General features: G+C 65.0%; 15 protein-coding genes. 3 read left to right on the top strand and 12 right to left on the bottom strand.

Features of this window, described 5'->3' with window-relative positions; genetic code table 11:
* Position 1: 1 nt before the first annotated feature.
* The 12 genes from BH93_RS25365 to BH93_RS25310 all read right to left on the bottom strand — a co-directional run bounded on the left by BH93_RS25365 (position 2) and on the right by BH93_RS25310 (position 12,002).
* Positions 2-1,318 (bottom strand): FAD-dependent oxidoreductase, encoded by a 1,317-nt coding sequence (locus tag BH93_RS25365; protein WP_037171089.1) that lies wholly within the window; start codon positions 1,316-1,318, stop codon positions 2-4.
* Positions 1,315-2,370, bottom strand: coding sequence for an ArsO family NAD(P)H-dependent flavin-containing monooxygenase (locus BH93_RS25360; RefSeq protein WP_037171166.1), 1,056 nt, complete (start codon positions 2,368-2,370; stop codon positions 1,315-1,317). The genes BH93_RS25365 and BH93_RS25360 overlap by 4 nt, the downstream gene beginning before the upstream one ends.
* Positions 2,371-2,375: 5 nt before the next feature.
* A complete protein-coding gene (locus tag BH93_RS25355; protein WP_037171090.1) occupies positions 2,376-2,795 on the bottom strand; it encodes an arsenate-mycothiol transferase ArsC in 420 nt (139 codons plus the stop codon).
* Positions 2,795-3,883: an ACR3 family arsenite efflux transporter gene (gene arsB, locus BH93_RS25350; protein ID WP_037171091.1), complete on the bottom strand. Its 1,089-nt coding sequence runs from the start codon at positions 3,881-3,883 to the stop codon at positions 2,795-2,797. Before arsB ends, BH93_RS25355 begins: the two co-directional genes overlap by 1 nt.
* A complete protein-coding gene (locus BH93_RS25345) occupies positions 3,880-4,245 on the bottom strand; it encodes an ArsR/SmtB family transcription factor (RefSeq protein WP_032405255.1) in 366 nt (121 codons plus the stop codon). Before BH93_RS25345 ends, arsB begins: the two co-directional genes overlap by 4 nt.
* 31 nt (positions 4,246-4,276) lie before the next feature.
* Entirely contained in the window at positions 4,277-5,518 is a 1,242-nt protein-coding gene (locus BH93_RS25340; RefSeq protein ID WP_037171093.1) for an APC family permease, read from the bottom strand.
* Between the two features lie 66 nt (positions 5,519-5,584).
* Entirely contained in the window at positions 5,585-6,682 is a 1,098-nt protein-coding gene (locus tag BH93_RS25335) for a serine hydrolase domain-containing protein (protein WP_037171094.1), read from the bottom strand.
* A gap of 42 nt (positions 6,683-6,724) precedes the next feature.
* Positions 6,725-8,041 (bottom strand): Na+/H+ antiporter NhaA, encoded by a 1,317-nt coding sequence (nhaA, locus tag BH93_RS25330; RefSeq protein ID WP_037171096.1) that lies wholly within the window; start codon positions 8,039-8,041, stop codon positions 6,725-6,727.
* Between the two features lie 150 nt (positions 8,042-8,191).
* Positions 8,192-8,521, bottom strand: coding sequence for a DUF3054 domain-containing protein (locus BH93_RS25325; protein ID WP_052064776.1), 330 nt, complete (start codon positions 8,519-8,521; stop codon positions 8,192-8,194).
* 204 nt (positions 8,522-8,725) lie between these two features.
* Positions 8,726-9,277 carry a YceI family protein gene (locus tag BH93_RS25320; RefSeq protein ID WP_037171099.1) on the bottom strand — a complete coding sequence of 184 codons (552 nt, stop codon included), beginning with the start codon at positions 9,275-9,277 and terminating at the stop codon, positions 8,726-8,728.
* Positions 9,278-9,386: 109 nt separating this feature from the next.
* A complete protein-coding gene (locus tag BH93_RS25315; protein WP_032405260.1) occupies positions 9,387-10,517 on the bottom strand; it encodes a lysylphosphatidylglycerol synthase transmembrane domain-containing protein in 1,131 nt (376 codons plus the stop codon).
* 9 nt (positions 10,518-10,526) lie between these two features.
* Entirely contained in the window at positions 10,527-12,002 is a 1,476-nt protein-coding gene (locus tag BH93_RS25310) for an adenylate/guanylate cyclase domain-containing protein (protein WP_032378364.1), read from the bottom strand.
* Positions 12,003-12,075: 73 nt separating this feature from the next.
* On the opposite strand from BH93_RS25310, the gene BH93_RS25305 reads away from it, so the two are divergent.
* From BH93_RS25305 to BH93_RS25295, 3 genes are read left to right on the top strand one after another with little or no spacing between them, the layout of a single operon-like run.
* Positions 12,076-13,323 (top strand): AI-2E family transporter, encoded by a 1,248-nt coding sequence (locus tag BH93_RS25305; RefSeq protein WP_052064771.1) that lies wholly within the window; start codon positions 12,076-12,078, stop codon positions 13,321-13,323.
* A complete protein-coding gene (gene macS, locus BH93_RS25300; protein ID WP_037171101.1) occupies positions 13,310-14,479 on the top strand; it encodes a MacS family sensor histidine kinase in 1,170 nt (389 codons plus the stop codon). The genes BH93_RS25305 and macS overlap by 14 nt, the downstream gene beginning before the upstream one ends.
* Entirely contained in the window at positions 14,476-15,135 is a 660-nt protein-coding gene (locus BH93_RS25295; RefSeq protein WP_037171103.1) for a response regulator, read from the top strand. The genes macS and BH93_RS25295 overlap by 4 nt, the downstream gene beginning before the upstream one ends.
* The last annotated feature ends 18 nt before the right edge of the window (positions 15,136-15,153 follow it).

The following is a 15,153-nucleotide window of genomic DNA, read 5'->3' as shown; positions in this document are numbered from 1 at the left end:
GTCAGATCAGTTGCGCCTCAGTCTCGCGGGGGACACTGCAGCAACCGCCGGTCGACGGCGCGTCGGGTTCGTCGAACAGGCCCGCGCCGCCGCAGACTCCGGTGTCGGGCAACGTCAGCTCCACCTTCCGTGCGCCCTCGTGGTCGCCGGCGAGTTCGGCTGCGATGCTGCGAACCTGCTCGTAGCCGGTCATCGCGAGGAATGTCGGCGCGCGACCGTAACTCTTCATACCCACCAGGTAGAAGCCGGGCTCGGGTTGAGTGAGTTCCTCGACGCCGTGCGGCGACACCGATCCGCACGAATGCATGTTGGGGTCCACCAACTCTGCGACGAACTTGGGTGCCTGCAGGGTGGGATCGAGATCGAGACGGACCTCGGACAGCCACGACAGATCCGGCCGGAACCCAGTGAGCGCGACGATGCGATTCACGTTCTCGATGCGAGCACCGGTGTCGCCCATGAGTGTCAGTCGATCACCCTCCACTGCAACGGTGTCGGTACGGAATCCGGAGACGACGGTGAGGAATCCGTCGTCGACCGCCTTCTTGGCGCGCTGACCGAGTGCGCCGCGGGCGGCGAGTTCGTCCGCTTCCCCGCCGCCGAACACATCGGCGGTGACGCCTCGGCGGACGGCCCAGGTGAGTGTCGTTCCTGGTTCCTCGGCGGCGAGTTCGGCGTAGGTGATGATGGCGGTGAGGGCGGAGTGGCCGCTGCCGGCGATGACGGTGTGCTTGCCCGCGAACTGGGAGCGAATCGCCGGATCGGTCAGATCGGGCACCCGGTAGTCGATCCGATCTGCGGCGGTCTTCTCGCCGATGGCCGGAAGTCCCTCGCTGCCCAGTGGATTTGGCGATCCCCAGGTGCCCGACGCGTCGACGACCGCGCGGGCGAGGACGCGTTCCTCGCTGCCGTCGGAATGCCGGATGTGGACGGACAGCGGTTCGGTGTCGCGGCCGGCGTCGACCACGCGGTCGCGTCCGCGGCGGGCAACGCCGACTACCTCGCAGTCCACGCGAACGGCGTCGCCGAGAACGGCGGCGAGGGGTGCGAGGTACTGCTCCACCCATTCGCGTCCGGTGGCGTAGGTGTCACCGTCCGGCTCGGTCCAGCCGGTGGGCTCGAGCAACCGCGCGGCCGCGGGGTCCACGACCTCGGACCACGGGGAGAACAGTCGAACGTGATTCCACTCGGACACTGCCGATCCAGCGGACGGCCCGCGTTCGAGAACGACCACGGCAGAGCCGGTTTCGGTGAGGTGAGCGGCGGCGGCGAGACCGATGGGCCCTGCGCCGATCACTACTACGGGGTATGTATTCATGGCTGATCCAACTTTCTTCCTCGAATGACGGTGTCCACGGCTGCCCGAGCGGTCCGGCCGACACCGATGAGCGTTGCCGACGCCGGGCCGGTCCAGTCGCCGTAACCGAGAAAAATCACGGTCGGCTCGTCTCGAACATGGTTGCCGTCCAGCACAATTCCCGACCCATCGGCGTGCAGGTGCAATGCCCGGAGGTGACGAAGTGCCGGGCGAAAACCGGTGCACCACACGATCGCGTCCAGCGTTTCGGACGTGTGCCCGTCGGTGACGCCGCCGCAGGTGAGTGCGGTGAACATCGGACGGGCCTGCAGTACTCCACGATCGCGGGCGTCTCGCACCGGCGGGACCATGACGATGTCTCCCAGGCCGGCGACCCCGCCGGAGTCCGCTTCGCCCTCGGCAAGAGCGCGAGCCCGATCGCTGGCGACATCGAACAGCACTCGGCCGTCCACATTGTCGGGTAGAAACCTGGGCTCGCGGTTGGTGAACCATAGGGTCTCGGCGACGGTGGAGATCTCGGCGAGTATCTGAGCAGCCGAGTTGCCTCCGCCGACAAGTCCTACGCGCTTGCCCACGAACGGATCCGGCACCCGGTAGTCGGCGGCATGCAGCTGGGTCCCGCCGAACTCGCGCATTCCGGGGTAGCTCGGCCAGAAGGGCCGAGACCACGTTCCCGTTGCATTGATGACGGCCGCGGCACCGTACGACTCGCTATCGGTGTCGATTCGATAGCCGCCCGCGACTCGATGCACGGACTTCACGTCGACGGGCCGGTGCACCGGCAGTTCGTACTTCTTCTCGTATGCCCGCAGGTAATCCACGACATGCGAAGCCGGAGGAAACCCGGCCGGCCACCGAGGCATCGGCCAACCGGGTAGGCGTGAGTATTCAGCAGGCGAGAACAGGTGCAGCGACGGCCAGTAGTCCTGCCAGGAGCCACCGGCATGCGTCTGGTTGTCAAGAATGACGAAGTCGATTCCGGCTCGCCGCAGGTAGTAGCCGGCGGCCAGTCCCGCCTGACCGCCGCCAATCACCACCACGTCGTACTTCATTCGAGTCAACCCTTGGTGCCGCGCAATCTGGAGGCGAGCTCCTCGACACGAGCGGCAATGTCGTCGCGTACCAGACGCATTCGTTCGATCCCGTCGATACCGCGCTCGGACGGCTCGTCGGTGTTCCAGTTCTCGAAGGTCGGACCGTCCACGGGTTCCACGTGCGCCTCGCTCCCGAGGGTCACTACGAAGTCCATGCGAGACAACAAGTCCGGGTAGATCGGCTTCGGCTGTTCACCGGACAGGTCGACGCCGACCTCGAGGAGGGCCTCGGCCGAGAGTGCATTGACCGTTCCACTCGGCTTCGTTCCCGCCGAGTGAACTTCTACCGAATCGCCGACGGCCTTGCGCATCAGGCCGGCCGCCATCTGAGACTTGCCGCCGTTCTTGACGCACACGAACAGGACGCTGGGGGTGTCGGACATCAGGACTCCTTGGTCACGGTGGTCGCGGACGTACTGGGGGAGAAGCGCTTACGCAGTGCCAGTGAGACGTAGACGAGGCCCACCAGTACCGGCACCTCGATGAGTGGTCCGACGACGCCGGCGAGGGCCTGCCCGGATGTCGCGCCGTAGGTCGCGATGGCGACGGCGATCGCCAACTCGAAGTTGTTGCCTGCAGCGGTGAACGCGAGGGTGGTGGTGCGCTCGTAGCCCAGACCCATCGCGGCACCGAGGGCGTAGCCGCCGCCCCACATCACCGCGAAGTACACCAGCAGTGGCAGCGCAATGCGTACTACGTCGAGCGGCTGCGATGTGATCCGATCACCCTGCAGCGCAAAGAGAATGACAATGGTGAACAGCAGACCGTACAGCGCCCACGGGGCGATCCTGGGGATGAACTTCTCCTCGTACCACGCACGGCCCTTGGCGCGTTCACCGAAGAAGCGCGACGCGAATCCTGCTATCAACGGTATGCCGAGAAAGATGAGTACCGATTTCGCGATCTGCCAGGGCGACGCCTCGATGGTGGTTTGCTCGAGTCCGAGCCAACCGGGAAGGACCGAGAGGTAGAACCACCCGAGAACGGCGAACATGAAAACCTGGAACACCGAGTTGATCGCCACCAGAACCGCGGCGGCTTCCCTGTCGCCGCAGGCGAGGTCGTTCCAGATGATGACCATCGCGATGCATCGAGCCAGACCGACGATGATCAGCCCGGTCCGGTACTCGGGCAGGTCTGGGAGGAAAAGCCAAGCGAGAGCGAACATCAGGGCCGGGCCGAGGATCCAGTTGAGGAGCAGTGAGCCGATCAGCAGTCGCTTGTCGCCGGTGACGGTGTCGAGACGGTCGTAGCGCACCTTGGCCAGTACCGGGTACATCATGATCAGCAGGCCGATGGCGATGGGGAGCGAGACGCCGTCGATCGAGATGGACGACAAGGCGTCGTTCAGCCCGGGGATCATGCGTCCCAGGAGCAGACCCACGACCATGGCCACGCCGATCCACACGGGCAGGAACCGGTCGAGGGTGGAGAGCTTGCCGACTACGGCAGTTTCGGTCGATGTGCTCATGCCATCACCGCTGTCGGGTCGGCCGAACTGAGAACCGACGACAGTTGCTGCAGCGCAGTAGGAACCACCCAGTAGTACACCCAGGTGCCGCGGCGCTCGCAGTCGAGCAGACCTGCCTCGCGTAAGACCTTGAGGTGGTGGGAGATGGTGGGTTGGGAGAGGTCGAATGCGGGGGAGATGTCGCAGACACATGCTTCGCCGCCGGCGTGGCTGGCGACGAGGCTGAGTAGGCGAAGCCGCACGGGATCACCCAGTGCCTTGAACATCCGAGCCAGGTCTCCGGCCCAATCCGCGTTCAGGGGTTCGCGGATCAGCGGCGAGCAGCAGTCACCATCGAGGGACGACCGTTCTTGATTCGACATTCGTCTATATTGACGTTTGTCGAATCAGTCGTCAAGTGAACAGTCGTCGGCCTGTTCGGTAGAGGACGCCGAGCGCGACCACGACGGTTCCGACGATGATGGACGACACCGGCAACGTGGCGATCAGCACCACGCACCCGATGCTGCCGATCACCGGCAGGACACGTGGGTAGCGGCGATGCTGCGCATCCTGGGTATACGCGCTGAGATTGGCCACCAGGTAGTAGAGCAAGACCCCGAACGACGAGAAGCCGATGGCGTCACGCAGATCGACCACCAGGACCAGCACGACGACGATCACGGCGAGCGTGATCTCGGCCCGGTGCGGAACCGAATAGCGCGGATGGACCGCGGTCAGATACGACGGCAGATCGTCATGCCGGGCCATTGCCAGCGACGTGCGTCCGATGCCGGCGATCAGTGCCAGCAAAGCCCCCAGCGCGGCCAGGCCGGCACCGATCCGCATCAGTGGCGACGCCCACGAATGACCCGAAGCGACAACGAGATCGATCAATGGGGCAGACGACGAGGCCAGGAGATCGGGGCCGAGAACCGACAGCAGTGTCAACGCAACCACGGCGTAGACCAGCAATGCGATACCGAGGGCGGACACGATGGCACGCGGAATGGTGCGTTCGGGTCGGACGACCTCCTCGCCGAGCGTGGCGATACGCGCGTACCCCGCAAAGGCGAAGAACAGCAGCCCCGCCGACTGCAGAATTCCGTACCACCCGTTCGCGGCGAACGAGCCGAGTCCGTCGACGGCCGGACCGGACGAGCCGGTCAGGCCCAGGACCACTCCCACGACGAGGACGGTCAGGACGGCAGCCACGAGGATCTTCGTCAGCATGGCCGTGCGGGTGATGCCGAAGTAGTTCACCGCTGTCAATGCGATAATGGCAAGCACCGCAACGAGTTCTGTGTAACCGGCAGGTGCGACGTAGGCCGCGAACACCAGTGCCATCGCCGCCGAACTCGAGGTCTTGCCGATGACGAAGCTCCAGCCGGCCAAGAACCCCGGCCACTCGCCGAGTCGTTCACGACCGTAGATGTACGTGCCACCCGAGGTCGGGTACTGGGCGGCCAGCTGCGCCGAGGATGTTGCGTTGCAGAACGCCACGACCGCGGCGATGGCAAGACCGATCAGCAGGCCCGCACCTGCAACGGCCGCAGCGGGGGCGAACGACGCGAACACTCCGGCCCCGACCATCGAACCGACACCGATGACGATGGCGTCGAACAGCCCGAGTCGACGGGCCAACGGCTGCGTCACGGCCGAAACCGGTTCTCGATCACGGCGACCACTGTAGGAGCTGCGATCGACCCAGCGTAGGTCCTCTCAGCGCAGTTCCTGAAACTCCGACAGCAACGCGAAGGTGGCCTCGCACAATTCGGTCTGCGTCAGCAAGATGCCGATGGTCCCGTCCGGGTCGACGAAGAAGTCGGTGCCCTGCCCGCCGGACCAGCCGTACCTACCGAGGTGACTTCCTTCGGTGACGACCGAGACGCCGAATCCCCACCCCGTTCCCGGCCAGAAGCCAGGGAAGAAACTCTCGTCGGTCTTGATCGACGCGGGCACCTGGTCGTGTGTCATCAGCTCCAGGTGCTCGGTCGACACCGACGTCGGGATCGCGCGAAGGAAGCGGTGAAAATCGGTCACCGTGGACACCAACTCGCCGTGACTCACGTCGACAGGGGGCGGTCCAGCGTAGGGTCCGCCTGCGGCGGGTTCGGTCTCGATCAACGACCCGTCGTCGAACCGGTAGGCCGCCGTCAGGCGATGGCACCGGTCGGTCGGTACCCACAGCCCGGTGTCGGGCATGTCGAGTGGACTGAACAGGTCGTCGCGGAGGTGATCCTGCAGAGACCGGCCGACGATACGGGAGACGAGGATGCCGAGGATCGCGAAGCCGTGGTGGTAGCGCCACCCAGCACCGGGCTGAAAAGCCAGCGGAAGATCCGCCATTCGTGCCAACCACTCGTCCGCGCCGAGCGGAGACGGCGCGGATCCGGCTTCCGTGTCGTTGTCCCTCATCGCCCGGGCCAGCGGGGTGTCTCCCATCTGAATTCCGTACCCACTGGTGTTGGTGAGCAAGTGCCGCAACGTGATCGGTCGGTCCTGAGGAACGGTGTCGTCGAGTGCAGCGTCGGGGCGGGTGAGCACGGGGCGGCCCGCGAGTTCGGGAAGCCAGGGAACGACGTCGTCGTCCAGCGTCAGTCGGCCCTCCTCCACGAGCCGCAGGGCGGCCACGCTGGTGACGATCTTGGTCATCGACTGAATCCGGACGATGGCGTCGACTGCCATCGGTGGACCGCCGACCGCCGATGATCCGACCGCGATGGGTTCCGCATCAGGGCCGCCCAGGAGTGCTACCGCCCCCGGCATCAGTCCGGCGTCGATGTGCCGGGTCAACAGTTCGCGCACGGTTCCGCTCACCGACTCATCGTGTCATCGGAGCCGTCCGGATTCCACCGATCGCTACTTCTTGTTCTGATACACGTCCGGGATGCCGTCGTGGTCGTCGTCGCGTGTCTCTTCGATGTAGAAGTCCCGGTACGCCTTGTTGCGGGTTCGCAGAATGATCGATGCGATGGTGGCCGCAATGATCGAACCGGTCAGCACCCCGACCTTGACGTGATCGTCGCGCTGAGTTCCTTCGCCGAAAGCAAGGTCGCCGATCAGCAGCGACACGGTGAAGCCGATACCCGCGAGCATTGCGACGCCGAAGACGTCGAGCCATTTCAGTCCGGCATCCAGTGTCGCCCTGGTGAAACGGGATACGAGATATGTAGTGCCGAAGATGCCGATGGCCTTGCCGATGACGAGGCCGGCGATGATGCCGATGGCGATCGGATCGGTCAGTGCACTGCGAAGACCGGAGAATCCACCGACTGTCACGCCGGCAGCGCAGAAGGCGAAGAGCGGCACCGCGATTCCCGCGGAGATGGGCCGAATCTTGTGCTCGAAGTGTTCGGCGAGACCGGGGCCCGCTTCCGGGCCGCCGTTGGCCTTGCTCCGGATCACTGGAACGGCGAAGCCGAGCAGAACGCCAGCGACGGTGGCGTGGACGCCGGACTCGTGCATGAGCACCCACGTCACCACGGCCAACGGAATGAGAACCCACCACGAGCGAACGCGCATCTGCACGGCAACGGCGAACAGGGCAAGCGGAATCAGCGTCAGTCCGAGCGCGACGAAGTTGATGTCGTCGGTGTAGAAGATCGCGATGACACTGACGGCCAGGAGGTCGTCGACTACAGCCAGGGTCAGCAGAAAGGTGCGCAACGCGGTCGGAAGATGCGTGCTGATCACCGCGAGGACGGCGACGGCGAACGCGATGTCGGTTGCGGTGGGAATGGCCCAGCCGAGGAGAGCGCCGTCCCCGGTGCCTAGGTTGAACAACACGAAAATAACTGCGGGAACGATCATTCCGCCGACAGCCGCGGCCACCGGCAATGCGGCGCGTGCCGGATCGCGCAGATCACCGGCAACGAATTCGCGTTTGAGCTCGAGTCCGACGACGAAGAAGAAGATGGCCAACAACCCGTCGGCGGCCCACGTCGACAGCGTCAGATCGAGATGCAGTGCCGAGGGCCCGACGCGGGTGCTCATCAGCGAGTCGTATGCCGCGGACCACGGTGAGTTGGCCCAGATCAACGCGACAAGAGTGGCGACGAGGAGCAATGCGCCACCGACGGTTTCCTTGCGGAGAATCTGCGCGACGCGGTCGGCCTCGGACCAGGAGCCGCGAGAGAACAGCGGCAATCGCGTCTTGGAACTGGATGAATCTGTCACGGTGACAACGCCTTTCGGTAGCTTCGTCGCGTTGCGAACCGACCGAACCTTATATGGCAGGTACGCAGCACAAAGTTGTTGCCGACCAGACTTCCCGGCGCACCGTGGATGATCCTATCGCGCCGAGGCCGATCTCGACGAACTCTTCATTCAGCGGACGCTGGGTACGAACTTCGCCAGCGCGCGCCAGCCGAGCAGCAGAACGGCGGTGGACAGGGTTGCCACGACGATGAACGACCCAGCTGTTCCTTGCCCGGTCACCGCCCGCAGGACCATGCCGAGAGCGACCGTCATCACCCATACGACGATGCCCGTCGGGACGATGAGGAACGCGTCGAACTTGTTGCGGTACAGCGCGAATGTGACGATCCAGCCGATGGCCGCACCGACGACGAACGGCCAGGCGGTGTGGAACAGGCCGGACAGCGCGGTGGCCTCGGCGTGGCTGCGACGGCCGATCGCGGCGAAGAGCAAGACCATCAGCAGGTCGAGGACGGCAGCAACTGCGGGGGATCGAAACTTCACGCGCCCCACTGTAGACACCGACAGCGAACGGCCCGTACCGCGAATGCGATACGGGCCGTTCGGTGGGCCTCCCGGCATGGATCAATGCGGGTTTCAGTCGCTTGGACTGCAACAAAGCCGCATTGATCCGAAGGGGGAGGGGTGTGAAGCGGGGCAGAATTACGCCTGCAGTCCGGCTTCGATTTCCAGGTTCAGCGTGATCTTGTCGCCGACGACTGCGCCGCCGCCTTCGAGGGGCATGTCGATGCTGATGCCGAAGTCCTTGCGGTTGATGACGGTGCTGGCCTCGAAGCCGGCAACCGGTCCGTTGCCCATGCCGGCGTTGACGCCGTTGAACTCGAGCTTGAGATCGATGGAGTTGGTGACGCCGTGGAGGGTGAAGTCACCGGTGACGATGAAGTCTCCGCCGTCGGCCTTGACCGAGGTGGACTTGAACGTTGCGGTGGGGAACTTCTCGACCTCGAAGAAGTCGGCGGTCTTGAGGTGGCCGTCGCGCTGGGCGTTGTCGGTCGTGATCGAGGTGACGTCGATCTCGGCGTCGACGGACGGGGTGCCGTCGGCAGCGACGGTGATGGTGCCGGTGAAGGCCTGGAAACGGCCGCGGACCTTGCTGACCACCAGGTGGCGGACGGTGAATCCGACGGTGGAGTGGGTTGCGTCGATGGCCCAGGTGCCTGCGGTGAGCTCGGGAAGTGCAATGGCGGTGGTCATGGTGACTCCTAGTGGGTTGAAGTTTCAATGCTCATAGTACACAAGCGGACCAGGGTCCGTATATATTCCGGGTGAACGGAAAGTGACGAACGCCACTGAACGTCTGCGTTTATGCCGGTTCCGGATCGCCCTTCGCGTCCCGGCTGTTCTCGGTGCGCCGCAGCTCGGCGGTCTCCTGCTGTTCGAGCGCAATATCGAATTCGAGATCGGCGTGCTGATGCTTACGAAAGAGCACCAGAAACACGATCCACCCGACGATGGCGACAAGGATGAAACTGACCCCGCGATAGACCAGCGCCGACGCGACCGCCTGCGATGCGGTGATCGATGCAGCGCTGGTCAAGAACGCGATGAGGGTGGCGTCGACGACAACCAGGCCGCCCGGCGCGAGTGGAACGGATCCGACGGCTTTGCCGGCCGCGAAGGCGATGAGCAAACCGGACAGTCGTGGATCCGCGCCGACGGCGAAGCACGCGAACGCCAGGCACGCCACGTCGCCGAGTCGATGTACCGCCGACCACGACAGCGTGAGCGCCCCGTCGCGTTTGCCGAGTTGGACGGACTGAATCTGACCGATGATCTTGTCGATGCCCTCGGCCCCGGCATCGAGCTCGTGGTTTCGGAACGCGTTGTAGCGACGCAGTCCCCAGCGCGCGACGGTCTTGATCGACTGGGGGTGATTCGAGATGTAGCGGACGGCGACGACGATCGCGATGACTCCGGCGATCGGCAGCACCACGGTGAACGTGTTGAACGAACTGCCGACGACCAATCCTCCGGCCACCCCGAGGACGGCCAGTCCAGCTGCGGCGATGACGCCGGAGATGGCCAACTGCCATGACGCCACCACCGGGCTCGCGCCCCAGCGACGGGTCTCGCGATAGGTGAACGCCGTCGAGAAGACCTGCCCGGCGGGGAGGGTGAGCGCCATCGCGGTACTGCCGTAGATGACGGCCACGGACTTTCGCTGACGTACTTTCACGCCGCCTGCGTCGAGTAGTTGTTTCTGTACTCGGCCGAATGCGCTCAGCGACACTGCCTGCGCGAGGATGCAGGCCGCCAGCCAACCCCAGTGGATTTCGCGAACGGCGGTCCAGGATTCGTGCAGCCGTGGCCACAGGTAGATCGCCTCGCCCACCAGCAGCGCAACCAGGGCGATTCCAGCGATCCACTTGAGCCACCGGAGCCGGTTTCGCGGACGCCGCACTCCGGGTCCGCGGGTGGAGCTGGGGTCGGGCACCTTGTCAGACTAACCGTCGCCGGGTGTGGCGTCGGGATACTCGACCGGCCAGGCCAGGTGGGTGGCTCGTCGTCGACCACGCAGTTGAACCTGGTCTCCCAACTCCCACTGTTCCTGTTCCTCGTCGTCGGCGAAGTACAGGGCCGAGGTCGACGCCAGGACGCGTCCAGGGCGCAGTTTCGCCAGCTCGGTGAGTCGCGATGCCTCGTTGACCGGGTCTCCGATGACGGTGTACTCGAAGCGTTCCGAGGCTCCGATGTTGCCGGCGACGGCAAGACCCGCCGAGACGCCGATGCCGATGTCGAGGCCGGTGATCTCGTTCAGTGCGAATCGCAGTTCACGGGCGGCGGCGAGCGCGGCGGTGGGGGCGTCCGGACGATCGAGTGGGGCTCCGAATATCGCGAGGGCCGCGTCGCCCATGAATTTGTTGACGAAGCCGTGATGACGCCCGACGACATCGACCACGACGCGGAAGAACTCGTTGAGCAACACCACGACCTCGCTCGGTGGGCGCTCGGAGGCGGTGGCGGTGGAGCCGACCATGTCCACGAACAGCACCGCGACGAATCGTGTCTCGCCGCCGAGTTCGGTTCCGAACTGCAATGCGCGACGCGCCACGTCCTCGCCGACGTGCTGGCCGAACAGCTCCCGCAGGACGCGTCGTTCGGCGGATTCCTCCATCATGCGGTTGAAGCCGACCTGCAGGCGCCCGATCTCGCTGCCGTCGAACACGTCGACCTCGACGTCGGTCTCGCCGCGCTGAACGCGTTCGATGGCGCTGTGCAGCTGGCTGATGGGGTCCGAGATCTGGCTCGCGGTGAGCATCGACAGTACGAACGCCTGCACGATGGCGAGAACACTGAGCAGGATGATGGCGACGGCGAGGGCGTTGGGGGAGAACACCAGATCGGTGGTCAGCTGGGTGGCGCACAGCAGGATGATCCCGATGACGGGCATCAACGTTCCCAGCCCCCACGTCATGGCCATGCGGGTACCGACGCCGGGCGTCATCGTGCGATCGAAGCGGCCCTCGCTCAGAGCCATCGCCGCGACCGGCCGCAGGATGCGCTCGCCGAGCATGTAGGTGAATCCGAAGGTGACCGTCGCGGCCATTCCGACGGTGACGATGACCGCGATCGACAGCGACGGCATCTCTGCGATGGTCAGCAACACGAAGATGATGCCGCCGATGATCCACAGAATCAGGTGCACGATCGCCTGACGCAACGGCGCGTGCAGCGTCGTCATCTGTTCCTTGCGGGTGGGCGGACCACCGCGGAGCTGCCACCTGATGACCGAGCGCAGCAGTGTGTATGCGTAGATCAGGCTGACCACCAGGGCGACACCCAGATAGGCACCGAAGATGTACACGTTGCGGACACGATCGGCGACGATCGATTGCGATTCGGGGATGGGCAGGCCGTAGCGCACGAACGCGAACACGAGCACGGCCCCGAAGACATTGGCGATGAGCATCGAGAACATATAGAGCGGCCAGCGACTCTTCAGAGTGAGCGAGACCGCTCGGAAAGATGCCAGCACAGGTTAAATTTAGCGGGTGAGCACCGACGAGTTGCGGGCGCAAGGTACGGGGGCGTCCCCGGGCCCCACTTCGGCGGCAGATTCGGTGCACCCGCTGGTGCGGATCGGGGCGGAATGGACGTGGCGAATACTTGTCCTGTTCGCCGGATTCATCACTTTTGCGTACGTGGTGGCGAAGCTGAGCACGGTCGTCATACCGTTGGGTCTTGCACTGTTGGCGTCGGCGATGCTCGTGCCGGTCGTCGACTGGATGCATCGACGCGGAGTGCCGCGGGCCGTCGCCGTGATCATCGTGATCATTGCCAGCATCGGCGTCGTCGCCGGGATCATGACCTTCATCGTCGAGCAGTTCATCGAAGGTCTGCCGCAGGTGGGCGATCAGTTCACCCAATCGATCAACGGCGTCGAGGAATGGCTCAGCAGCGGACCGCTGCACATCAGCGAGGACCAGATTCGGCAGGCCACCGACAACCTCGTCAAGGTCATTCAGGACAACCAGGAAGCCGTCACCAGCGGAGCACTGACGACCGCCGCGGTGATCGGTGAGATTCTCACCGGCGCACTGTTGACACTGTTCACGCTCATCTTCTTCCTGTACGGCGGCGATCAGATCTGGCAGTTCGTCACCCGGCTCGCGCCGACCGGAGCTCGCAGGAAGATCCGCACCGCGGGCATTCAAGGTTTCGGGTCGCTGGTGGGATACGTCCGCGCGACGGTTGCCGTCGCGGCCGCGGATGCCATCGGCATCGGCGCCGGTCTCGCCATTCTCGGTGTACCACTGGCTCTCCCACTGGCCTCGTTGGTGTTCATCGGCGCGTTCATCCCGATCATCGGTGCCGTGCTGACCGGATTCGTCGCCGTGTTCATCGCCCTGGTGACCAAGGGCCTGATCACCGCCGTCATCACCCTCGGCATCGTGGTCGCCGTCATGCAGCTCGAAGGGCATGTGCTGCAACCACTTCTGCTCGGACGCGCGGTACGGCTGCATCCACTGGCGGTGGTGCTGTCCATCACCGTCGGAATTCTGCTCGCCGGCATCGTCGGTGGCCTGCTCGCAGTACCGATCGTCGCAGTGCTCAACACCGCTGTGCGGTCGCTGCTCGCCGACGATCCGGAGGAGGTCTACGAAGAACTCGAACCGACCGACCCGCTGTACGCAGCCGAAGCGAGTGATCCGCACACACCTCCCGGTGCCGACGAGCCCGATCGACTTGCCAAGGGAGAACTGAAGATTCCGGGCCAGAACACCGATGCGGACGGCTGATCGGGTGCGGACCACGCTCACCTCGTCCGATCCCGACACCCCGCTGTGGCGGGCCTCGCAGGCCTTTCGCCTGATCACCCTCGTCTACGCCGTCAGCTACCAGGTCGCCACCGTCGACAACTACACCAATCCCCGCTTGAGCTGGGTGTTCGTTTCCCTGATGGCCGTGTGGTCCGGGGCATCGGCGTTGATGCTCGCGCGCGCATCGCTGCCACGGTGGCAGGTGGTGCTCGCCGATCAGGTGATCGTCATCGCACTGATGGCCTCGACGCGGCTGGTGGCCGATTACGACTGGTACAGCACCCGCCAAACCCTGCCCACCACGCTGTGGGCCACCAATGCCGTCATCTCCGCGGCAATCCTGTTGGGCCCCAAGGGAGGGATTGCATCCGGTGTCGTGATGTCGGTGGTCAGCGCGCTCGTTCGCGATCGCTTCGACTCCGACCTCTGGTCCGACGCCACCGCTCCGGTATTGCTCTCGGCCGGGCTGGCGCTGGGAATGGCGTCGAACACTGCCCGGCGCGCTCACGAAGAACTGCGTCGCGCAGCTCGATCGGCCGCGATCACCGAGGAACGTGAACGACTCGCCCGGCAGGTGCACGACGGGGTACTGCAGGTACTGGCCCTCGTGCGCCGGCGAGGGCTCGAAATAGGCGGGCCTGCTGCAGAACTCGCGAATCTGGCCGCTGAGCAGGAAGTCGCGCTGCGCGTGTTGATCTCGGAACAGGCCGCTCCGCGCGGTGATCACACCGGTTCGATCGTGGACGTGCGCGCGTTGCTGCGCACGCAGGCCGGTACTGCTGTCTCCGTCTCCACTCCGGCCGATCCGGTGCTCGTCGAATCCGAAGTGGCCGAGGAACTCGCCGCGGTGGTGGCGACGGCGCTGTCCAACGTCGAACTCCACGCCGGGTCCGAGGCCAAGGCGTACGTGTTGCTCGAGGACGTAGACGGAGAGCTGATCGTCAGTATTCGAGACGACGGCCACGGAATCCCGGACGGACGGCTCGCCGCCGCCGAAGCCGAGGGCCGGATGGGTGTGTCGAAATCCATTCTGGGCCGCGTCGAATCCCTCGGTGGCACAGCACTGCTCGATACCGCCGACGGCGAGGGGACCGAATGGGAGATTCGTCTTCCGAGAACGAAGGGACTTCGATGACAGAGGAAACGAATTCCGAGATCGCGGTGATGGTCGTCGACGATCACCCGATGTGGCGTGACGGCGTCGCCCGAGATCTCGAGGCCGCCGGATTCGGGGTCGTCGCTACCGCGGACGGCGTCGCCGCTGCCGGACGCCGCGCCCGAGCCACCACTCCCGACGTTGTGCTGATGGACATGCACCTGCCAGACGGCAACGGGGCCGACGCCACCGTCGCTGTCCTGGAGGCGTCGCCCGAGACCAAGATCCTGGTGCTCTCGGCCTCTGCCGAACGCAGCGACGTGCTCGACGCGATCAAGGCGGGCGCGACGGGTTACCTGGTCAAGAGTGCATCGGCGGAGGAGCTGTTCGACGCCGTCCGCGCCACCGCAGCCGGGCAAGCGGTGTTCACTCCCGGTCTCGCGGGCCTGGTCCTCGGGGAGTTCCGGCGGATGTCGTCGTCGCCCGAACCGGAATCCGATACGCGCCCCACGCTCACGGACCGGGAAACCGAGGTATTGCGACTGGTGGCAAAGGGTCTGAGCGCCAAGCAGATTGCGACGCGATTGACGCTCAGTCACCGCACCGTCGAGAACCATGTGCAGGCGACGTTGCGGAAATTGCAGCTGGCCAACCGTGTCGAACTGACTCGCTACGCCATCGAGAAGGGCCTGTAGGGGTTTGCGTCTCGGGCC

The organism is Rhodococcoides fascians A25f (assembly GCF_000760935.2).
Taxonomy (GTDB): domain Bacteria; phylum Actinomycetota; class Actinomycetes; order Mycobacteriales; family Mycobacteriaceae; genus Rhodococcoides.
This window is presented reverse-complemented; position numbering and strand designations above follow the sequence as displayed.